This window comes from Chryseobacterium sp. RR2-3-20 (assembly GCF_017808115.1).
GTDB lineage: Bacteria > Bacteroidota > Bacteroidia > Flavobacteriales > Weeksellaceae > Chryseobacterium > Chryseobacterium oryzae.
This window is the reverse complement of the sequence record NZ_JADQBD010000003.1, coordinates 21815-41290: the sequence shown is the minus strand read 5'-3', so window position 1 is coordinate 41290 and position 19476 is coordinate 21815. Positions and strand designations below refer to the sequence as shown.

The 19476-nt window shown below is 35.0% G+C and carries 19 protein-coding genes; 16 read left to right on the top strand and 3 right to left on the bottom strand.

Annotation, left to right across the window (positions count from 1 at the left end):
• The first annotated feature begins 29 nt into the window (after positions 1-29).
• The 4 genes from IV513_RS01300 (at position 30) to IV513_RS01285 (ending at position 2886) form a co-directional block, all read left to right on the top strand.
• On the top strand, positions 30-752 hold the full coding sequence (locus tag IV513_RS01300) for a hypothetical protein (RefSeq protein WP_209388711.1): 723 nt from the start codon (positions 30-32) through the stop codon (positions 750-752).
• 68 nt (positions 753-820) lie between these two features.
• The gene (locus IV513_RS01295) at positions 821-1546 is read left to right on the top strand and encodes a beta-carotene 15,15'-monooxygenase (protein ID WP_209388710.1); all 726 of its coding nucleotides are present in this window, start codon (positions 821-823) and stop codon (positions 1544-1546) included.
• Positions 1547-2635, top strand: a complete 1089-nt coding sequence (locus IV513_RS01290; RefSeq protein ID WP_209388709.1) for an AI-2E family transporter — start codon at positions 1547-1549, stop codon at positions 2633-2635.
• Positions 2636-2637: 2 nt separating this feature from the next.
• Positions 2638-2886: a DUF3820 family protein gene (locus tag IV513_RS01285; RefSeq protein ID WP_209388708.1), complete on the top strand. Its 249-nt coding sequence runs from the start codon at positions 2638-2640 to the stop codon at positions 2884-2886.
• Positions 2887-2946: 60 nt separating this feature from the next.
• Here the strand turns inward: IV513_RS01285 and IV513_RS01280 are convergent, their stop codons facing one another.
• The 3 genes from IV513_RS01280 to IV513_RS01270 all read right to left on the bottom strand — a co-directional run bounded on the left by IV513_RS01280 (position 2947) and on the right by IV513_RS01270 (position 4839).
• Positions 2947-3396: a GNAT family N-acetyltransferase gene (locus IV513_RS01280; RefSeq protein ID WP_209388707.1), complete on the bottom strand. Its 450-nt coding sequence runs from the start codon at positions 3394-3396 to the stop codon at positions 2947-2949.
• Positions 3389-4012 carry a ribosome biogenesis GTP-binding protein YihA/YsxC gene (gene yihA, locus IV513_RS01275; protein ID WP_209388706.1) on the bottom strand — a complete coding sequence of 208 codons (624 nt, stop codon included), beginning with the start codon at positions 4010-4012 and terminating at the stop codon, positions 3389-3391. Before yihA ends, IV513_RS01280 begins: the two co-directional genes overlap by 8 nt.
• A 65-nt stretch (positions 4013-4077) precedes the next feature.
• A complete protein-coding gene (locus IV513_RS01270) occupies positions 4078-4839 on the bottom strand; it encodes an alpha/beta fold hydrolase (protein WP_209388705.1) in 762 nt (253 codons plus the stop codon).
• A gap of 267 nt (positions 4840-5106) precedes the next feature.
• Between IV513_RS01270 and mraZ the strand changes: the two genes are divergently transcribed.
• The 12 genes from mraZ to ftsA all read left to right on the top strand — a co-directional run bounded on the left by mraZ (position 5107) and on the right by ftsA (position 19467).
• Positions 5107-5565 (top strand): division/cell wall cluster transcriptional repressor MraZ, encoded by a 459-nt coding sequence (mraZ, locus tag IV513_RS01265; RefSeq protein ID WP_209388704.1) that lies wholly within the window; start codon positions 5107-5109, stop codon positions 5563-5565.
• Positions 5566-5586: 21 nt separating this feature from the next.
• Positions 5587-6480 (top strand): 16S rRNA (cytosine(1402)-N(4))-methyltransferase RsmH, encoded by an 894-nt coding sequence (rsmH, locus tag IV513_RS01260; RefSeq protein ID WP_209388703.1) that lies wholly within the window; start codon positions 5587-5589, stop codon positions 6478-6480.
• 51 nt (positions 6481-6531) lie between these two features.
• A complete protein-coding gene (locus tag IV513_RS01255) occupies positions 6532-6897 on the top strand; it encodes an FtsL-like putative cell division protein (RefSeq protein WP_209388702.1) in 366 nt (121 codons plus the stop codon).
• Positions 6881-8872 carry a penicillin-binding transpeptidase domain-containing protein gene (locus IV513_RS01250; RefSeq protein WP_209388701.1) on the top strand — a complete coding sequence of 664 codons (1992 nt, stop codon included), beginning with the start codon at positions 6881-6883 and terminating at the stop codon, positions 8870-8872. The genes IV513_RS01255 and IV513_RS01250 overlap by 17 nt, the downstream gene beginning before the upstream one ends.
• An 18-nt stretch (positions 8873-8890) precedes the next feature.
• On the top strand, positions 8891-10351 hold the full coding sequence (locus IV513_RS01245; RefSeq protein WP_209388700.1) for a UDP-N-acetylmuramoyl-L-alanyl-D-glutamate--2,6-diaminopimelate ligase: 1461 nt from the start codon (positions 8891-8893) through the stop codon (positions 10349-10351).
• Positions 10352-10432: 81 nt separating this feature from the next.
• Complete coding sequence (mraY, locus tag IV513_RS01240; RefSeq protein ID WP_209388699.1) at positions 10433-11674, top strand: phospho-N-acetylmuramoyl-pentapeptide-transferase; 1242 nt, start codon at positions 10433-10435, stop codon at positions 11672-11674.
• An 86-nt stretch (positions 11675-11760) separates the two neighbouring features.
• Positions 11761-13086, top strand: coding sequence for a UDP-N-acetylmuramoyl-L-alanine--D-glutamate ligase (murD, locus tag IV513_RS01235; protein WP_209388698.1), 1326 nt, complete (start codon positions 11761-11763; stop codon positions 13084-13086).
• A gap of 68 nt (positions 13087-13154) precedes the next feature.
• On the top strand, positions 13155-14393 hold the full coding sequence (locus IV513_RS01230) for an FtsW/RodA/SpoVE family cell cycle protein (RefSeq protein ID WP_209388697.1): 1239 nt from the start codon (positions 13155-13157) through the stop codon (positions 14391-14393).
• Positions 14394-14470: 77 nt separating this feature from the next.
• Positions 14471-15565, top strand: a complete 1095-nt coding sequence (gene murG / locus IV513_RS01225; protein ID WP_209388696.1) for an undecaprenyldiphospho-muramoylpentapeptide beta-N-acetylglucosaminyltransferase — start codon at positions 14471-14473, stop codon at positions 15563-15565.
• Between the two features lie 68 nt (positions 15566-15633).
• Entirely contained in the window at positions 15634-17004 is a 1371-nt protein-coding gene (gene murC, locus IV513_RS01220) for a UDP-N-acetylmuramate--L-alanine ligase (protein ID WP_209388765.1), read from the top strand.
• Positions 17005-17087: 83 nt separating this feature from the next.
• Positions 17088-18059, top strand: a complete 972-nt coding sequence (locus tag IV513_RS01215) for a cell division protein FtsQ/DivIB (RefSeq protein ID WP_209388695.1) — start codon at positions 17088-17090, stop codon at positions 18057-18059.
• 22 nt (positions 18060-18081) lie between these two features.
• The gene (gene ftsA, locus IV513_RS01210; protein ID WP_209388694.1) at positions 18082-19467 is read left to right on the top strand and encodes a cell division protein FtsA; all 1386 of its coding nucleotides are present in this window, start codon (positions 18082-18084) and stop codon (positions 19465-19467) included.
• Positions 19468-19476 lie beyond the last annotated feature (9 nt).

The following is a 19476-nucleotide window of genomic DNA, read 5'->3' as shown; positions in this document are numbered from 1 at the left end:
ATGTTTACTTTTGCATAAAATTTTTTTTGATGCAGGAGACCAATCCACAAAAACCGGGAATAGATTTTATTTTAAAGCAGGCTTTTTTCTATTGGAATAAAACTTTGCTTTATCAGTTGATGTATTCTATTATCTATTTCTCGATATTTTTTACGTCGATTTTTTTCTTTGCTTCCAAATTCGGGATTTGGGAACAGAACCAGCAATTGATAGAAGCTTATAAAACAAGTATGGAAGCTTATGTGCAAAAGGCAGAAGCTCTTTCTCAGACGTGGGAATCCAGAATGTTTCTGTACTCTTTTCTGGCAACAATAGTTTTTCTTTATCCTTTAAATCTTGGGTTTTTTCAGATCTACAGAAAATTAGATTTAAAAGAAAATATAAGTATTTCTGATTTGTTTGTTGGCTACAACGGAGCCAATTTTTTCAGATATGCTGCTTATTTCTTATTTTGGATTATTCCTTATACTCAGCTTTTGGGTACGGTAATTTTTCCTTTATTTTGGGTTGCGGTCACTTTATTTATTGCTCCTTTGATGTTTTTTCAGAATAAGACGATTTTGGAAGGAATAACACTCAGTTTTAAGGCAATGAGGAGCCATTTTATAGAGATTTTCGTTTGCATTTTGGTAGCATTTATCTTTAAATACATTGGTTTAGGTTTATTCTTCATAGGATTTCTTTTTACTTTTCCGTTTTGGAATGCCATGATTTATTCTCTTTACAAAACAATTTTTAGCGAAAAGCCGTAAATTTTAAAATCTTTAATGTTTTAATGCCTCAAAAAAATTAAATTTGAGAAATCATAAAATATTAAACGATGTCACATTTTAACGAATTCGATGAGCAAGGCTCTGTTCCGGCAAAAGATGCTGGTTCTATTATTTCTCATGCTTTTGAAATGTACAAAGGTGTTTTTCTGTATGTTTTTCTCTATATGGTTATTTATATAGTAGGAGACAGCATAATTCAAACTTTAACAGGTTTTACAGTTTGGGATTTCGATTATGAAGATTTCAAAAACGCTTCTGGATACGATATATGGAAAGGTCCCAACTCAAGAGTTTATTATTCGTTTTCAGGGTTATGGAGTATTTTATTGGCACCACTTTCTGTGGGATTAATTTATATTACGAATAAATTCAATACCAAAATTCCGATTCAGTTTTCAGATCTTTTCATCGGTTATCGTCAGAATTTAGTTAATATTTTATTGTATGCTTTAATTACTTTTGTCATTTTTACGGTTTCGTTGGCGTTGTGCGGAATTCCTTTTCTGTTTGTGTATCCGTTGTTTTTAATAGGATATCCTATTTTGTTTTTCGAAAATTCAAATGCTACAGAAGCACTTGGTAAAACCTACAATATTGCGAAAGAAAATTATGGAGTTTTTTTGCTGACTGCTCTTTTAGGTGGAATAATTAGCTTGTCGGGATTTATTTTGTGCTGTGTTGGTATAATTTTTAGTTTACCATTCATTAATATTGTAATGTACTCTACGTACTGTGCATTTTTAGGAAAACCAAGACAAATAATCCCTCGTTAGATGTTAAATAAAGAAAACCAAATTAGCAGTACCAAAATAAAGCAAGTATCTCTCCTTGCCATCATTTTGGTTTTAGCAGGTCTTATCTGCTATAATCTTGCATTATTTATTCCCTCTGTTTTAGGCGCAATTACTATTTATGTGGTATGCCGGAAATATAATTTTTACCTTCAGGAAGAAAGAAAATGGAAACCTTGGGCATCTGCTTTGGTGCTCATGTTGGCAAGTTTAATTATCATTATTCTCCCCATTTATTTCATCGCAGATCTTTTGCTGGAAAAGCTAGGTAATGCGCAGATTTACATGAATAAATTTAATGTTTTTATAGATAAAATACATTCATTTATTTATGCTAAAACCAATTTCGATATTCTGAGTAAAGAGAATATGAACAAACTTAAAGAATTTGCAGGAAAATATTCTACATCGGCTCTTAGCGGTACTTTTAATACGCTCACGATCATAATGTCTATGTATTTCATTCTTTATTTTATGTTTGAAAGACCTAGATTTTTCGAAAGAATTCTTGCTTCGGCAGCTCCTTTAAAAAGATCTAATGTAGCAATGATCGGAGAAAAAATGAGAAAGCTCATTATGGCAAATGCTATAGGGATTCCTGTAGTTGCACTTGGGCAGGGACTTGTTGCAATTATTGGATATTTCATTTTTGGTGCTCCAAGCCCAATTTTATTATTTGCTCTAACTGCTGCAACATCTATGATTCCTATTGTGGGTGCTGCTATAATTTACGTTCCCATTTGTATTTTTATGATTGCGGAAGGTAATACAGGAGCCGGTTTAGGTTTGGCAGCATATTGTTTGGTTATTGTAGGTCTTACCGATAATGTTCTGCGTTTTACATTGCTCAAAAAGTTGGAAGATATTCATCCTCTTAATACGGTTTTCGGGATTATTATGGGAATGAATTTATTTGGATTTATGGGATTGGTTTTTGGGCCGATTCTGGTGTCTTTTACTCTTTTGCTTATTCAGGTGTACGGGAATGAATTTTCTGATGATGAGGTTCCTGAGCTTGAACTTTCCGATAAAGATAAAGGTTTGGAAGACAAAATAGATTTAATACTGTAATTATGGAAAATGGAGTAAATCCGGAGATTTTGCAGGAGATTTGTACTGTGAAAATGCCATTTGGGAAATATCAGAATACCATATTGGCAGATCTTCCTATAAGTTATCTCGAATGGTTTCAAAGACAGGGGATGCCCAAAGGGAAACTGGGAATGCAGCTTTCAACCATTTATGAAATAAAACTGAACGGGCTTACAGATTTGCTCATCCCAATACGGAAAGGATTAGTAAATTTAAATAGTAATCATTGATTAATACATGAAAAAAACCAGACAGTAAAGCCTAGTTTTATTTTTTACGAATATGAAAAGCTATTTTCTAAACATTTCCGTATGAGGAATATTATCTTCCAAATATTTTTTACCGGTATCTTCAAACCCGAAATAGGAATAAAAAGATAAGAGATAATCTTGTGCAGAAATTCTTATTTCAGATGTACGAAAACGGTTTTCTATAATTTCCACTGCATATTGAAGCATTTGCTTTCCAAGAGATTTTCCACGTCCTTCATCGGTTGTTAAAACCCTTCCAATAGAACATTCAGTATATTTAATTTCTTTACCGAAAATTCTGCAATAGGCTAAAATATGATGATCTTTTTCTGCCCAGAGATGAAGTGCTTTTTTGTCGTAATTATCCAAATCCGGATATGGGCAGTTTTGCTCAACTACAAAAACATCAATTCTTGCTTTAATGATTTCGTAAAGCTCTGAAGTGGAAATTTCTTCAAAACTTTTTACCTTCCAGATTATATTACTCATCAAAACTCACACTATTATTTTCTAAAAACTCATTAGTGGTCTGAATGAAATTTAAAATCTCTTCACAGCCTTCTTTTTTTTCTGCAGAAGTTAAATACAATTCCGGAAGATCTTCCCAAGTTTTTAAAAGTTCATTTTTATAAGATTCTACATTCTGTATCGCAATATTTGGTTTCAGCTTATCAGCTTTTGTAAAAACAATGCTGAAAGGAACCCCACTTTCTCCGCACCACTGGATAAATTCAAGATCAATTTTTTGAGGACTGTGTCGGGAATCCACCAAAACGAAAAGGTTAACGAGATTTCTTCTGTTGAGAATGTAGTTGGTTATCAGCTTTTCAAAATCTTTTCTGATGACTTTAGAAACCTTTGCATATCCATAACCCGGTAAGTCGGTAAGATACCAGTTGTCATTAACCAAAAAATGATTAATAAGCTGTGTTTTTCCTGGTGTTCCCGAAGTTTTTGCCAAATCTTTATGATTCATCATTGCATTAATCAGCGAAGATTTACCCACATTTGATCTTCCGATAAAAGCGTATTCTGGCATATTTGGTTCGGGACATTCCTGCCATTTTCCGCTGCTTTTTACAAATGTTGCTGTTTTAATAACCATCTTTTTATTTTGAATTTTATTGAGAAAAATAAACCATTAAGAAAAGGTCTTAATGGTTTGTCTTTTTATACTTTATCTTTTAACCAGTTGTACAGAATTTCATTGAATTCGTCTGGTTTTTCCATCATGGCGGCGTGTCCGCATTTATCAATCCAGAAAAGATCAGAATTCGGGATGAATTTATGCATGTCTTCTGCAACCTCTGGAGGAGTTACATTATCTTGTTTCCCCCAAATTAAGCACGTAGGTGTAAGGATTTTAGGCAAATCGTTAAGCATATTGTGTTTAATGGCACTTCTTGCAAGCATAACGGTTTTTATGCCCTTCATTCTGTCATTCACAACGCTGAAAACTTCATCTACCAAATCTTCGGTAGCTACGGCAGGATCATAAAAAACCTCTTCTGCCTTCTTCCTTATATAAGAACGGTCGTTCTTTCTTGGAAAACTGTCACCAAAAGCTCTTTCGTATAAACCAGAACTTCCTGTAAGAACAAGATTTTGAATTAAATCTGGTCTTGCAAGCGTCATTATTAGTCCTACATGACCGCCCATAGAATTTCCTACAATCGTAACCGGTTTCCCAATAGTGGTTTCGATGAACTTAATAACATATTTCGCAATAGTTGTAAGATTGGTATTGAGTACAGGTAAATCGTAAATTGGCAACTGAGGCACATATACCTTAAATCCTTTTTCCGAAAAAAAATTCACCATTTTATCAAAATTACTCAAACCGCCCATAAGCCCATGCAAAAGCACAAGCGGATGGCCTTCTCCCGCTTCTATAAAGTTATATTTCTTTTCTTTTTTTGTACTAAATCTCATAAAGTGCCTGTATAAGCCTTGCAAAAATACAAATTAAACACCAAAACTGTTTTGATATGTCTAATTTAATCTAAAAATAATATATTCTGTTACTTCTCAGGAGAAATTTGAAATTCTTTTTTCTATGTGGAGAATAGCGGTTTTTAAAATGGAGGTTGTGAATGTTTATCTTGCTGACAATCAGTTAAAATCAAAACTTATTAACATTAAGTCAAAAAGTGGGAAAAAGTGGGAAATTTTGGAAAAATATTTCTAATTTTGTCCCAAATGAGAAATTTCATTGGAACATACGAGTGTAAAATAGACGACAAGGGTCGCCTGAAAGTTCCTTCATCTCTTATTAAACAGATGGAAAACTTTGAGGATAAAACCTTTGTGGTTAAGCGTTCCGTGTTTCAACCATGTCTCGAAGTTTACCCTATGAAAGCATGGGATAAGCTGATGGAGAAGATTAATAAACTGAATAGGTTCATCAAAAAAAATGCAGATTTCATACGGATGTTTACGGCCGGAGTAAAAACGGTAGAGCTGGATACAGCGGGAAGACTGCAGGTTTCTAAAGATCTTACCACTTTTGCCCATCTCAGCAAAGATGTTGTTGTAACAAGTGCGGGAGAACTTTTCGAAATTTGGGATAAAGAAGCGTATGAAAAAGTAATTGCGACCAACGAACAAGATTTTGCCAGTCTGGCGGAAGATGTTATGGGAGCTTTTGGTGAAGAATAATTTAATAAACACAAATACAGAATGTATCACAACCCCGTTTTATTGAAGCAGAGTGTGGATGATTTGGTGACGAATCCCGACGGTATTTATGTGGACTGCACATTTGGTGGCGGTGGGCATTCGCGTGAGATTGTAAGTCGCCTTTCAGAAAAAGGTAAATTATATGCCTTCGATCAGGATCTTGATGCACTGAAAAATAATTTTGATGACGATAGATTTACACTAATAAATCAGAATTTCAGATTTCTCGAAAATTCTCTTTTAATGTATGGCGTTTCGCAGGTTGATGGGATTTTAGCCGATCTTGGGGTTTCTTCTCATCAGTTTGATGAGGCAGAGAGAGGTTTTTCTACGCGCAGCGATGCTCCTCTTGATATGAGAATGAATGTAATGCAGAGTCTTGATGCTAAAAAAATTATTAATGAATACGATGAAGAAGCTTTAGCAGATATTTTCTATTACTATGGAGAACTGAGAGAAGCGAGAAAATTGGCACGTGATATTGTTCATCACCGGAAGTCGAAAACAATAGAAACTACCGAAGATCTGAAAAAACTGTTCAGCTATCTTCCGCCGCATAAAGTAAATAAATTTTATGCGCAGTTGTTTCAGGCGATAAGAATTGAAGTTAATCAGGAGTTGGATGTTTTGAAGGAAATGTTGGTTCAGTCTTATCAAATTTTAAAACCAGGCGGAAGACTTGTGGTAATATCTTATCATTCTCTTGAAGATCGTTTAGTAAAAAGATTTTTGAAAAACGGAATGTTTGAAGGCGAGCCAGAGAGAGATATTTTTGGGAATTATAAAAAAGCATTCGAGCTGGTAAAAAGCAAAGCAATAATTCCGGATGATAAAGAAATTGAAGAAAACTCTCGTGCCAGAAGCGCGAAAATGAGAACCGGAATAAAAATGTAAATAATTAGTAATTGAAATCAGCAATCATTTATTAATCATCAATTATACAAAGTGGCAAAAAGAACAACATACAAACCTCAGAAGAAACTTACTTTTATAGATATTATAAAAGGAAATTTCCTTAACAGGGATGAAATTAAGGTTTACTATAAGTATTTTCTGTTGCTTTTTGTATTGATGATGGCGATGATTTACAGCAATCATTTAGTCAACAAAAAAATAAAAATTGTAAATGCTTTAAAGGAGCAGACCGAAGAATATAAGTCCCGAAATGCTTTTGCGCAAAGTAAACTGATTAAAGTGAAAATGGAATCTCAGCTTGGGAAAGAAGTAGCTTCAGACTCTTTAATGACGCTCGAAAGCCATCCGCACAAATTGTTAATAAAATTAGACAGTACAGATGCAAAAACAAAATGATTACGATAACAAGCGAAAAAAAACGCTGCGATGGGGATACCTGTTTGCGGTGGTTGCTTTGTGCGTATTTGTGATGTTTTTGGGGAGAATTATTATTCTTCAAAACACTAATGTTCAGGAGATTAAAGATGATTATATCAACAATAATTACAGAACAGCAACCTTAAAAGCAGCCAGAGGAAATTTATATGCTTCAGACGGATCCATTTTGGCAACTACGGTGATGCGTTACGATATTTATGTCGATTTTAAAACCATAAAAGATACCGTTTACAGCAATAATATTGGTGCACTTACAGATTCTTTAAGCAAAATGTTCGATAAACCAAGAGCAGATTTCAGAAAAAGATTCGATGAGCAAAAGAAGAAGAAAAATCAGTATTACGCTCTTGCAAAAGGATTAGATTTCGATCAGTACGACAGAATCAGAAAATTCCCGATTTTCAAAAGAGGAAAAAATAAAGGGGGATTTATTGTTGATAGAAATTATAAAAGAGAACTGGCTACCTCAGAAATCGGCTCAGGAACAATCGGTATGGATAATGGGGTATCTAAATCTGGTCTTGAAGGTGCTTTTTCTAAATATCTTTCGGGCGTAGATGGAAGCAGACTGGAGCAGAGGGTAAATTCTTCCCAATGGAAACCTATTGATTATTGGAAAGTAAATGAACCCACCGATGGAAAAGACGTTTACACAACTTTAGATCTTAGAATTCAGGATATTGCACATTCTGCATTGCAGAAGCAACTCGTAAATTTTGAAGCAAAGCACGGAACTGTCATCGTTATGGAAGTGGCAACAGGAAAGGTTCGTGCAATGGTTAATCTTCAAAGAAATGAAGATGGAGAGTATGTAGATGCTTACAATTATGCAATAAAAGACAATATTGAACCGGGTTCAACTTTCAAAGTTGTTTCACTTTTAGCGGCTATGGACGACGGTTTTATTGATGAAAATACAACTGTAAACGTAGGAAACGGAATTTGGGTGTATGCCAAACAGAGAATTTCTGATGGTCACGGTGGTGGAACTTATGATATTTCGGATGTTTTGGCAAAGTCGAGTAACGTAGGAACCGCAAAATTGATTACAAAATTTTATGCCGACAAGCCTGAAATTTTCTTAGATCATTTAAGAAGATGGAAATTATTCGATAAAATGGATATTGAACTTCCGGGAATTACCAAACCCAGAATTTTAACTCCTAAAAATAAAAAATGGAATGCCGCAACTTTAGCTTCAATAGGATACGGGTATTCTACGAATATTAATCTGCTTCAGTTGGCTACTTTTTACAATGGTGTAGCCAATAAAGGGAAGATGGTAAAGCCTCTTTTTATAGACAAAATCATGCAGAATGGTAAGGTTACGTTTGAAGCACAAACTCAGATGATGGTTAAAAAAATGGCATCAGAAAAAGCTTTGAAAATGATGACTGATGCTTTAACGAAAGCTGTAGAAAAAGGAACAGGAAGAAGTATTTTCACGCCCAACTTAAAAATGGCAGGAAAAACAGGAACCGCAAGGTTCGAATATTGGCTTCCCGGTCCGATGAAATATAGATCTTCATTTGCAGGGTTTTATCCGGCAGATAATCCGAAATATACCTGTTATGTGATGATTAGTGAGCCGAATGTTTCGAAAGGTTTTTATGGAGGAACTGTTGCAGCACCTGTTTTTAAAGAAATTGCAGGTAAAACTTTCCTTAAAACCCCACAAAACGTTGAAAAAGAAATGTTGGTAGATAGAAAGGTTGATCTTAATAAAATGGTAGAACCGAATGTGAAAGTTGCCGTGAACAACAAGCAGATGCCAAATGTTGTCGGGTTAATCGGTAAAAATGTGATTCCGCAGCTGGAAAATTTAGGCTATCGTGTAGATTATAAAGGAGTTGGGAGAATTAAAGAACAATTCCCTCAGGAAGGAACTGTAATAAGTAAAAACCAGAGAATTTATTTGTCTCTTCAGAATTAAAATAAAAAAGCATAAGCAATGCAGTTAATTGAATTATTAAACAGAATTCCGGTTTTAGAAAGTCATGGTGATACCCACCGTGAAGTTTCTGCATTGGTTTTCGACAGTAGAAAGGTTTCAGAAAATTCACTGTACATCGCAGTGAAAGGAACCGTTGCAGACGGGCATTCATTTATTGCATCAGCTATAGAAAAAGGAGCAACAACTATTATTTGCGAAGATTTACCAGAAAATTTAGATCAAAATCTCACCTATATTCAAGTAAAAGACTCGTCTAAAGCTTTAGGGCATCTGGCTTCCAATTTTTATGGAAATCCTTCCGAAAAATTAAAATTAATAGGAGTTACCGGAACCAACGGAAAAACCTCTGTTTCTACTTTGCTTTTTGATGTTTTTAAAAATTTAGGACATCATTCGGCTTTGCTTTCAACGGTAGAAATCAGAATTGGAGATGAAAAAATTCCCGCAACACATACGACGCCGGATGTCATTACCATTAATCAGATTTTGGCTAAAGCAGTTGAAGAAGGATGCGAATTTGCCTTTATGGAAGTAAGTTCACACGGTATTTCCCAAAACAGAATAGAAGGTTTACACTTCAAAATTGCAGGATTTACCAATCTTACTCACGATCATTTAGATTATCATAAAACGTTTGACGAATATTTAAAAACGAAGAAAAGATTTTTTGATGAATTGAATGATGAAGCCATTGCCATTACCAATGTTGATGATAAAAATGGGAATGTAATGCTGCAAAATACCAAAGCTAAAAAAAGATCTTATGCTTTGAAAACCATGGCAGATTATCATGGAAAGCTTTTGGAAGTTGATTTTAACGGAATGCTCCTCAATTTCAACGGAAAAGAATTCTGGACCACCCTTACCGGAAAATTCAATGTCTACAATTTGCTTCTGGTATTTGGTATTGCCTCTGAATTGGGATTTGAACAGGATGAAATTCTTCAGGCAATCAGCACATTAAAAAGGGTAAACGGGCGGTTTGAAACCTTCAAGTCAGATGGCGGAATTTTCTTCGTTGTAGATTATGCACATACACCGGATGCTTTGGAGAATGTGTTAGACAGCATCAATGAAATTCGCACTAAAAACGAAAGACTTATCACGGTTTTTGGTTGTGGCGGCGACAGAGATCATTCAAAAAGACCTGAAATGGGAAATATTGCCACTAAAAAATCTACATTGGCAATCCTCACTTCAGACAACCCTAGAACGGAAGATCCGAATGCGATAATCAAGGAAATTGAAGCGGGTGTTGAACCTCAGAATTTCAGCAAATATACTTCAATTCCGGATCGAAGAGAAGCTATAAAAATGGCGATAAAATTTGCGGAGCCAAAAGACATCATCGTCGTAGCCGGAAAAGGTCACGAAACCTATCAGGAAATCAATGGTGTAAAGCATCATTTTGATGATAAAGAAGTAATTAATGAGTTGTGGAAGCTTATGAGTAAATGAATTTTTTAATATAGTATTAAAATATTATAGATTAAAATTATAAAAAATCAATTCTCTTAAACTTTAAATTTAAAATAACATATGTTATACTATCTATACGAATACTTAACCAACCATGGCATCCACATTCCGGGAATGGGAATGATGAGGTACATCTCTTTCCGTGCCGGAATGGCAGTTCTGTTGTCTTTAACCATAGCTCTTGTTTACGGAAAAAGAATCATCAACTACCTGCGTGCAAAACAAATGGGTGAGTTGGTGCGTGATTTAGGATTAGACGGACAAAAACAAAAAGAAGGAACCCCTACCATGGGAGGGCTTATTATTATTGTCGCAACCCTGATTCCTGTTTTACTCTTTACCAGAATTATGAACGTGTATATCGTTTTACTTATCGTTTCTGTGGTATGGATGGGAGCTATTGGTTTTATAGACGATTATTTAAAAAAGGTTAAAAAAAATAAAGACGGACTTAGCGGTAAATTCAAAGTTGTAGGTCAGGTTGGTTTAGGGTTAATTATCGGAGTTACGATGTATTTTCACCCAGATATTACGGTAAAAAGAAAGTATTCAGATGCAAAAGTAATTAACCGGAATAATGTTGAACAAAATTTTTCGCCCGCAGAAAAAATTTCCGTTTCAACAGTACCATTTACTAAGAATAATGAATTCGATTATAGCGGAATTTTATTTTGGATGAATGATAAAGATGCTCACGAATGGGCATGGATTGTCTTTATCCCTATTGTAATTTTTATCGTTACAGCAGTGTCCAACGGTGCCAATATTACCGACGGAATAGATGGTTTAGCCGCGGGAACAAGTACAATTATTCTCCTCGCACTGGCATTTTTTGCCTATGTATCGGGGAATATCATTTTTGCTGATTACCTTAATATCATGTTCCTTCCGAATATGGGAGAAACTACAATTTTTGCTGTCGCCATGGTAGGAGCGGTCATTGGTTTTTTCTGGTACAATACCTATCCGGCTCAGGTTTTTATGGGAGATACAGGAAGTTTAATGTTGGGAGGGGTAATAGCCGTTCTAGCGATTATTTTAAGAAAAGAATTACTAATACCGGTGTTGTGTGGTGTTTTCTTAATCGAACTTTTGTCTGTTATTCTTCAGGTTTGGGTTTTTAAATACAGAAAAAGAAAATTTGGGTTAGAATATGCCCAGAATAACAGGTTGTTTAAAATGTCTCCTTTGCATCATCATTATCAGAAAGAAGGTTTTCACGAGAGTAAAATCGTTAATAGGATGATTATTATAGGAGTTATGTTGGCAATTGTATGTCTCATTACATTGAAGATGAGATAAAATCATGTAATAAGTAAAAAGTATGAATGTAGAAAAATAAGAATACATCGTACGTTTTACAATTACATTTTACAAAAAGATTATTTATGAAAATAGTTGTTTTAGGAGGAGGCGAAAGCGGTTGTGGTGCTGCTTATTTAGCTAAAAAGAAAGGTCTGGAAGTATTTCTTTCAGACAAGGGAGCTATTAAAGATCAGTACAAACAGTTTTTAGCAGAAAATGATATCGATTTTGAAGAGGAAAACCATGATGAAGAACAAATTCTCCATGCAGACTGGATTATAAAAAGCCCTGGAATTCCTAAAAAAGCAGACATTATCCATAAAATTCATGAAAAAGGAATAAGACTTTCCTCTGAAATTGAATTTGCTTCAGAATTTACAGATGCCAAAATAATTGCCATTACCGGTAGTAACGGAAAAACTACAACAACGTCACTCATTTACTATATTCTGAAAAATGATGGACTTAATGTTGGTCTTGGAGGAAATATTGGCTACAGTTTCGCAAAGCAGGTGGCGGATGAAAACCACGATTATTATGTGTTGGAAGTAAGTTCATTCCAACTGGATGATATTCAGAACTTCAGACCGTATATTTCTCTGCTGCTGAATTTGTCTAAAGATCATTTGGATCAGTACAATTACAACTACGAAGAATATGCATTGGCAAAATTCAGAATAACTGAAAATCAGGAAAATGATAATTTTTTCATCTATAATAAAGATGACGAAATGAGTAAAAGCATTCTGGAAAAATTTGAAGTTAAAGCGAAAATGATTCCTTTCTCTACAAACGAAAAACTCCCGGAAGGAGGTTTTGTAGAAGAAGATAAAATTGTGGTAAAACTGAAAGATGAGTTTTCTATGAAAATAGATGAGCTTTCTTTGTTGGGAAACCATAATGTTGCCAATAGTTTAGCCGCTTCTATTGCCGGTAAAATATTGCAAATCAATAATGAAAGTATCAGAAATTCATTAATGACATTTCAGGCAGTTGAGCACAGATTAGAATTTGTAACTGAAATTAATGGTGTAAAATTCATTAACGACAGTAAGGCAACCAACGTCAATGCAACGTATTATGCTCTGGAAAGCATGAAAAATCCCACCATTTGGATTGTAGGCGGAACCGACAAAGGAAATGATTATACAGAGGTGGAAGATCTGGTGAAAAGAAAAGTAAAAGCTATTGTCTGTTTAGGAATTGATAATCAAAAAATTATAGATTTCTTTAAAGATAAAAAAGAGTTAATCTACAGTACATCCAGTATGCAGGAAGCGGTAGAGGTTTCAAAATCTTTGGCTAAAAGCGGAGATACGGTTTTACTGTCACCATGTTGTGCAAGTTTTGATCTGTTTAAAAACTATGAAGACCGAGGACAACAGTTTAAAGAACAAGTTTTAAAATAATTGTAAAATAATTGTAAAATTTCGGGTGTGTAAAATATTTTCCACCCCCCCCCCAAAAAAAAAAAAATATGAACGAACAGAATACAGAAAGCAGATTCGAATTTCTAAAGGGCGATAAAGTACTTTGGATGGTCATTCTTGTGATCTCCATTTTCTCTATTTTCCCGGTATATTCTGCCAGTTCAAACTTAGAATATATTGTTAATAACGGAACCACAACCGGTCACGTAATGAAGCACATGTTTTTTGTAATCTTAGGATTAGGAATCATGAGACTGGTAGGGACTGTAAGATATGAGTATATGGGCAAGCTCAGCACTATTATGCTTGGGCTTATGGTTATTTTGCTGATTGTTACTATGTTTACCGGTCAAACTATTGATGGAGCGAGTGCTTCAAGATGGCTCAAAATACCGGGGACACCCATTTCTTTTCAGCCTTCGTCTTTTGCTTTTTTAATGCTGATTATTTATTTGTGCAGATATTTAACTAAGAAAATAACGAGAGAAAGACTGCCTATTGAGAATGTACTGTACATTTTCGGTCCCATATTGCTCGTTTTCGTTTTGGTGGCAAAAGACAATGGTTCTACTGCATTGATGATTTTAATGGTATCGGTAATCGTTTTGGTTATCGGGCAGCTCAACTGGAAGTATATTGCAGGATTTATCTCTGCATCCTTTGTTGCTATTATGCTGTTTTTATTTATTGCCTTAAATACCAACATTATTGGTGGAAACCGTGTTCATACATGGATGAGCCGTATAGAAACATTTACTTCCAGCAAGGCAAAATCTGCAGATGTTGATGATGAAAGTGTTAAGGCAAAAAACTATCAGGTTATGCAGGCAAAAGCAGCTATTGTTCATGGTGGAATTACGGGGATGGGTCCTGGAAAATCTGCACTGAAACAAATGCTTCCACAATCTGCATCAGACTTTATTTTTGCAGTTATTGTTGAAGAATATGGGCTCATTGGAGCCGGATTTCTTATCAGTATGTACCTCATTATGATTGTAAGAATTGTAATGATTGCCAGTAAAATGCCTGCATTTTTTGGCTCATTGCTCGTTCTGAGTCTCGGTGTGATGATTTTTACCCAATTGGCTGTAAACATAGCCGTTGCGGTAAATCTAATACCGGTTACGGGACAACCGCTGCCACTGATAAGTTATGGAGGAACATCTATGTTGGTTACTTATATTCAGTTGGGAATTATTTTGAATATAAGTTCAAGAATTCAGATTTATGATGAAGAAGGGTTGGGGAAAAAACAAAGCGTAGCAGAAATAAACGATATAGCATAAGTTATAAATGATGAATAATATTATATAATTGATTCTCGTATCGCTTATCAATAATCATTTATCAATAATAAAAAAGTATGAACAAAAAACTAAAAGTATTGTTATCCGGAGGCGGAACAGGAGGACACATCTTCCCGGCAATCGCTATTGCAGACGAAATCAAAAGAAGATTTCCCGATGCAGAATTTTTGTTCATCGGAGCCAACGGGAAAATGGAAATGGAAAAAGTTCCGCAGGCCGGCTATAAAATAGAAGGATTAAATATCGCAGGTTTCGACAGAGGAAATTTGCTTAAAAATATTGGCTTGCCATTCAAACTTATTTCGAGTTTGCTTAAAGCTAAAAAAATTATAAAAAGTTTTAAACCAGATTTCGCAGTTGGAACCGGAGGTTTCGCAAGCGGTCCGGCATTGTTTATGGCTGCAAAAATGGGAATTCCTACTTTTATTCAGGAGCAGAATTCCTTACCGGGGAAAACCAATATGGCCAACGGAAAAAAAGCAAAAGCAGTTTTTACGGCTTATCCGAACATGGAGAAATTCTTTCCCACTTCAAAAGTTTTTTTCCTTGGAAATCCTATTCGGGAGAATATTGTTTCGGGAATGCAGGAAACCGATCAGGCAAAAGAAAAATTGGGAGTGGATAAGGATAAACTTACAATTTTATCGGTGGGCGGCTCTTTAGGTTCAAGAACATTAAACAACGGCTGGAAACTCAATTTAGAAAACCTGAAAGAAAAAGGCTATCAATTGATCTGGCAAACCGGAACCTTGGACTATAAAGATTTATCTTCTTATCTCCAGCTTCCAGCTTCCATTCAGTTGAAAGAATTCATCAAAGATATGGAAACTGCCTATTCTGCTGCAGATGTCATTGTTTCGAGAGCCGGAGCGATTGCCATTTCAGAATTGGCAGTGGCACAGAAACCTGTTTTGCTGGTTCCTTACCCTTTTGCGGCGGAAGATCATCAAACCAAAAATGCAATGAATCTGGTTGAAAAAAATGCAGCAAGAATGGTTAAAGATTCAGAAATGAAAGAAAAATTCTGGACTACTTTATCAGAAATCTGCGAAAATGAAAATGTAAGAAAAGAAATGTCTGAAAATCTGAAATATTTTGCCAAACCAAATGCGGCAAAAGAGATTGTAGATGAGATTTTAAAAAAACTGTAAAAAGTACAATGTAAAATGCATTTATGACTTCATTAATACATTTTACAGAATACATTAATACAAAGAAAATGAACAATTTAGAAACATATCAAAATTTTTACTTCGTTGGAATCGGAGGTATCGGGATGAGTGCTTTGGCGCGCTATTTCCATGCCTCGGGCAAAAAAGTTTTAGGCTATGATAAGACCAACACCAAACTCACTCAGACTTTAATGAATGAGGGAATTGATATTGTTTTTGAAGATGTTATTGATATTAAAATCACATCCCTTCAGAAAGAAAATACATTGGTCATCTATACACCGGCAATTAAAAAACTGGGGATTTTAGACTATTTTAATGAAAATCATTTTGAAGTTTTAAAAAGAGCAAAAGTTTTAGGTTTAATTACAGAAAATACAGATTGCATCGCAGTTGCAGGAACCCACGGTAAGACCACCACTTCCACTTTGGTTTCGCATTTGTGTAAAGAAGCAGATTTGCCGTTTTCATGTTTTTTAGGTGGAATATCCGAGAATTTTAAATCGAATTTTCTTTATAATGGAAATCGGTATTCTGTAGTTGAAGCTGATGAATATGACAGAAGCTTCCTCAATCTTTCTCCGGATTGGGCGGTAATTACGTCAATAGATGCAGATCATTTGGACATCTACGGCGACAAAAATACCATTGAGGAAGGTTTCAGACAGTTTGCGGCTTTGGTTCCTGAAGATAAAAAGCTTTTTGTAAGAAAAGGAATTGAAATCGGAAGAGCACATAATACGTATGCAGTAAATGAAAAAGCAGATTATTTTTCGGATAATTTGAGGATGGATCATGATAAGATTTATTTTGATTTTCATACGGCGACAGAAACAGTAAAAGATTTTGTGTGGGAAATTCCGGGAATTCATAATGTAGAAAACGCAACGGCTGCCATTGCTATTTTGTACAATTTAGGAGTAGATTTTGAAACTTTGAAGAAGGCGATTGCCAATTTTAAAGGAATTAAAAGAAGATATACCAAACATATTTATCCTAGTGGAAAAATTTATATTGATGACTATGCACATCATCCCACAGAAATAGATGCGGTGGTAGGTTCAATAAAAACATTTTACCCGGATAAAAAATTATTGGTGGTTTTTCAGCCGCATTTATTCAGCAGAACCAGAGATTTTGCAGATGGATTTGCTGAAAGCCTGAGTAAATCCGAAGAATTAATTTTGCTTGATATTTATCCGGCAAGAGAACTTCAGGAGAATTTTGAGGGGATCACTTCAGATTGGCTGCTGGAAAAAGTGACTTTGGATAAAAAAGAAATTTCAAACTTATCCGATGCTTTCAATAAGATAAAAGAGAAAGATTTTGATATTTTGCTCACGGTAGGGGCAGGAAATATAGATACACTATATGATCCGATTTGTGAATGGTTAAGCTCTATGCAAACTGTAGTATAGAAAGTACAGCGTAGAGAAATTTTATAAAAAAATAATAAAACAAATACATAGGTACATTGTACTTTTTACATTGTACAGGAAATATGAAAAATAAATACAGAATATTAAAAATTGCCATTACAGTAATCATTCTTGGTTTTCTGCTAAGTTTCTCGTTGAAGAAATTCAGCAGTCAGAAGATTACAGACAATAAAATATCTGTAAAAATGAATGAGAAAACTCCGGTATATTTTATTGATGAAAAAGACATCCGTGAGATTGTAAATAAAGAAAATCCTTCAAGAAAAGTTGGAGATCTTAACATTCCAGAGCTGGAAAAGAAGATTAATGCACTCCCTGCGGTAGACAGTGCAAATGTTTATCTTAACTTGAATGGAAAACTCAATTTAGACATTAAACAGAGAGTTCCGGTTTTCAGACTGAATAAAAACGGAAAAGATTTTTATGTAGACGAAAAAGGGGTAGAGTTTCCGATTTCAAAAACCTATTCTCATCCCTGTATGTTGGTAACGGGCAATGTCGGTAAAGAAGAATATAAAAAACTGGCAGAACTGGTAGAGAAAATTGATAAGGATGAATTCAGTAAAAAATATTTTATCGGGATTTCCAGAGATAATAATGACGATTACAACCTTCTTACCAGTGAAGGAAATTACAAAGTGGAAATTGGAGATTTAGATAATATAGATTTTAAAGTAAAAGGATTTAAAACATTTGTAGAAAAATATCTGGTTTATCAGGATCCGCAGAAATATAAAATGATTTCTGTAAAATATCAGAACCAGATAGTAACTACGCTAAATCCTTATTTTAAAGAGAACGACAGTATTCTGAAAGCTGGGCACAAAGATTTGGCAAAAGTTCCCGTTGCAACTTCACTTCAGGAAAAAAAACCTGAAATAAGTATCAAAAAGGAAGAGAAGAAGGTAAGTTCAACACTTCCGAAAGCAAAAGAAAAAGAAAAACCCAAAACGGCTGCAAAGCCTAAAACTGAAGCAAAACCGAAAGAAAAAAAATCTACGGTAAAGCCAAAAGGAAAAGTTAAAATAGAATAAAAAAATCAAATCAATATAAGCAATGGAAAATCAAGAGTATTCAGTAGGTCTGGACATTGGGACAACAAAAATTGTCGCCATTGTCGGAAGGAGGAATGCACACGGGAAAATAGAAGTTCTCGGTGTTGGTAAAGCCAAAAGTCTTGGAGTACACAAAGGGATTGTGAATAATATTTCGCAGACTATTAATTCAATTAAAGCGGCTGTGTCCGAAGCACAGTCTAGCGCAGGTGTTCCCATAAAGAAAGTAACAGTAGGAATTGCAGGTAAACATATCCGTTCTTTGCAGCATTCCGATTACATTATGCGAGAACATCCGGATAAATTTATTACCGATGATGATATAGAAGCGTTAAAAGATCAGGTTAAAAAACTGGTTATGCTTCCGGGAGAAGAAATTATCCATGTTCTTCCTCAGGAATATAAGGTAGATTCTGAAGGAGAAATTCAGGAGCCGGTTGGTATGCACGGAAAACGTTTGGAAGCCAATTTCCATGTGGTTGTAGGACAAATGGGAAGCATCCGAAATATCGCAAGATGTGTAAGAGAAGCCGGTTTAGAGATGGAAGCACTTACTTTGGAGCCTTTGGCATCTTCAGAAGCTGTTTTAACCAAAGAAGAAAAAGAAGCAGGAGTTGCCATTGTAGATATTGGTGGTGGTACTACAGATATTGCTATTTTTAAAGATAATATTATCCGTCATACCTGTGTAATTCCTTATGGTGGAGGAATTATTACCGAAGATATTAAAGAAGGCTGTTCAATCATAGAAAAACATGCAGAGCAATTAAAGGTAAAATTTGGTTCAGCGGTTCCGGAATTGGAGAAAGACAGTACATTTGTTACCATTCCGGGGCTTCACGGAAGACCGGATAAAGAAATTTCTCTTAAAACTTTAGCACAGATTATTAATGCAAGAGTTGAGGAGATTCTAGAAATGGTGAACACCGAATTAAAAGCTTATGGTGCCTTCGAACAAAAGAAAAAACTGATTGCAGGAATTGTACTTACCGGTGGTGGTTCTAATCTGAAACATCTTCGTCAGCTTGCAAATTATACCACAGGATTCGATAGTAGAATTGGTTTTGCAAATGAGTATATTGCCAACGATAAAAATCAGTATCTTAAAGGGCCGGAATTTGCCACTTCAATCGGGTTGCTAATGGAGAGTTTGAAAATCAGAGATAAGAAAACTAGCGTTATTGAAGAAATTATTGAAACCAAGGTTGAAGCTAAAGCAGAAGAACAGCAGCAAACAATAAACGAAACTACGGTTTCCCAACAGATTGTTGCTGTAGATGAAATGAAAGCGGAAGTGAAGGTTCAGCAGCCTGCAAAACCGTCTAAACCAACATTTGGACAGTCTTTAATGGAGAAAGTAAAAAAATTCTTTGAAGAAGTAGAATAAAAATATAAA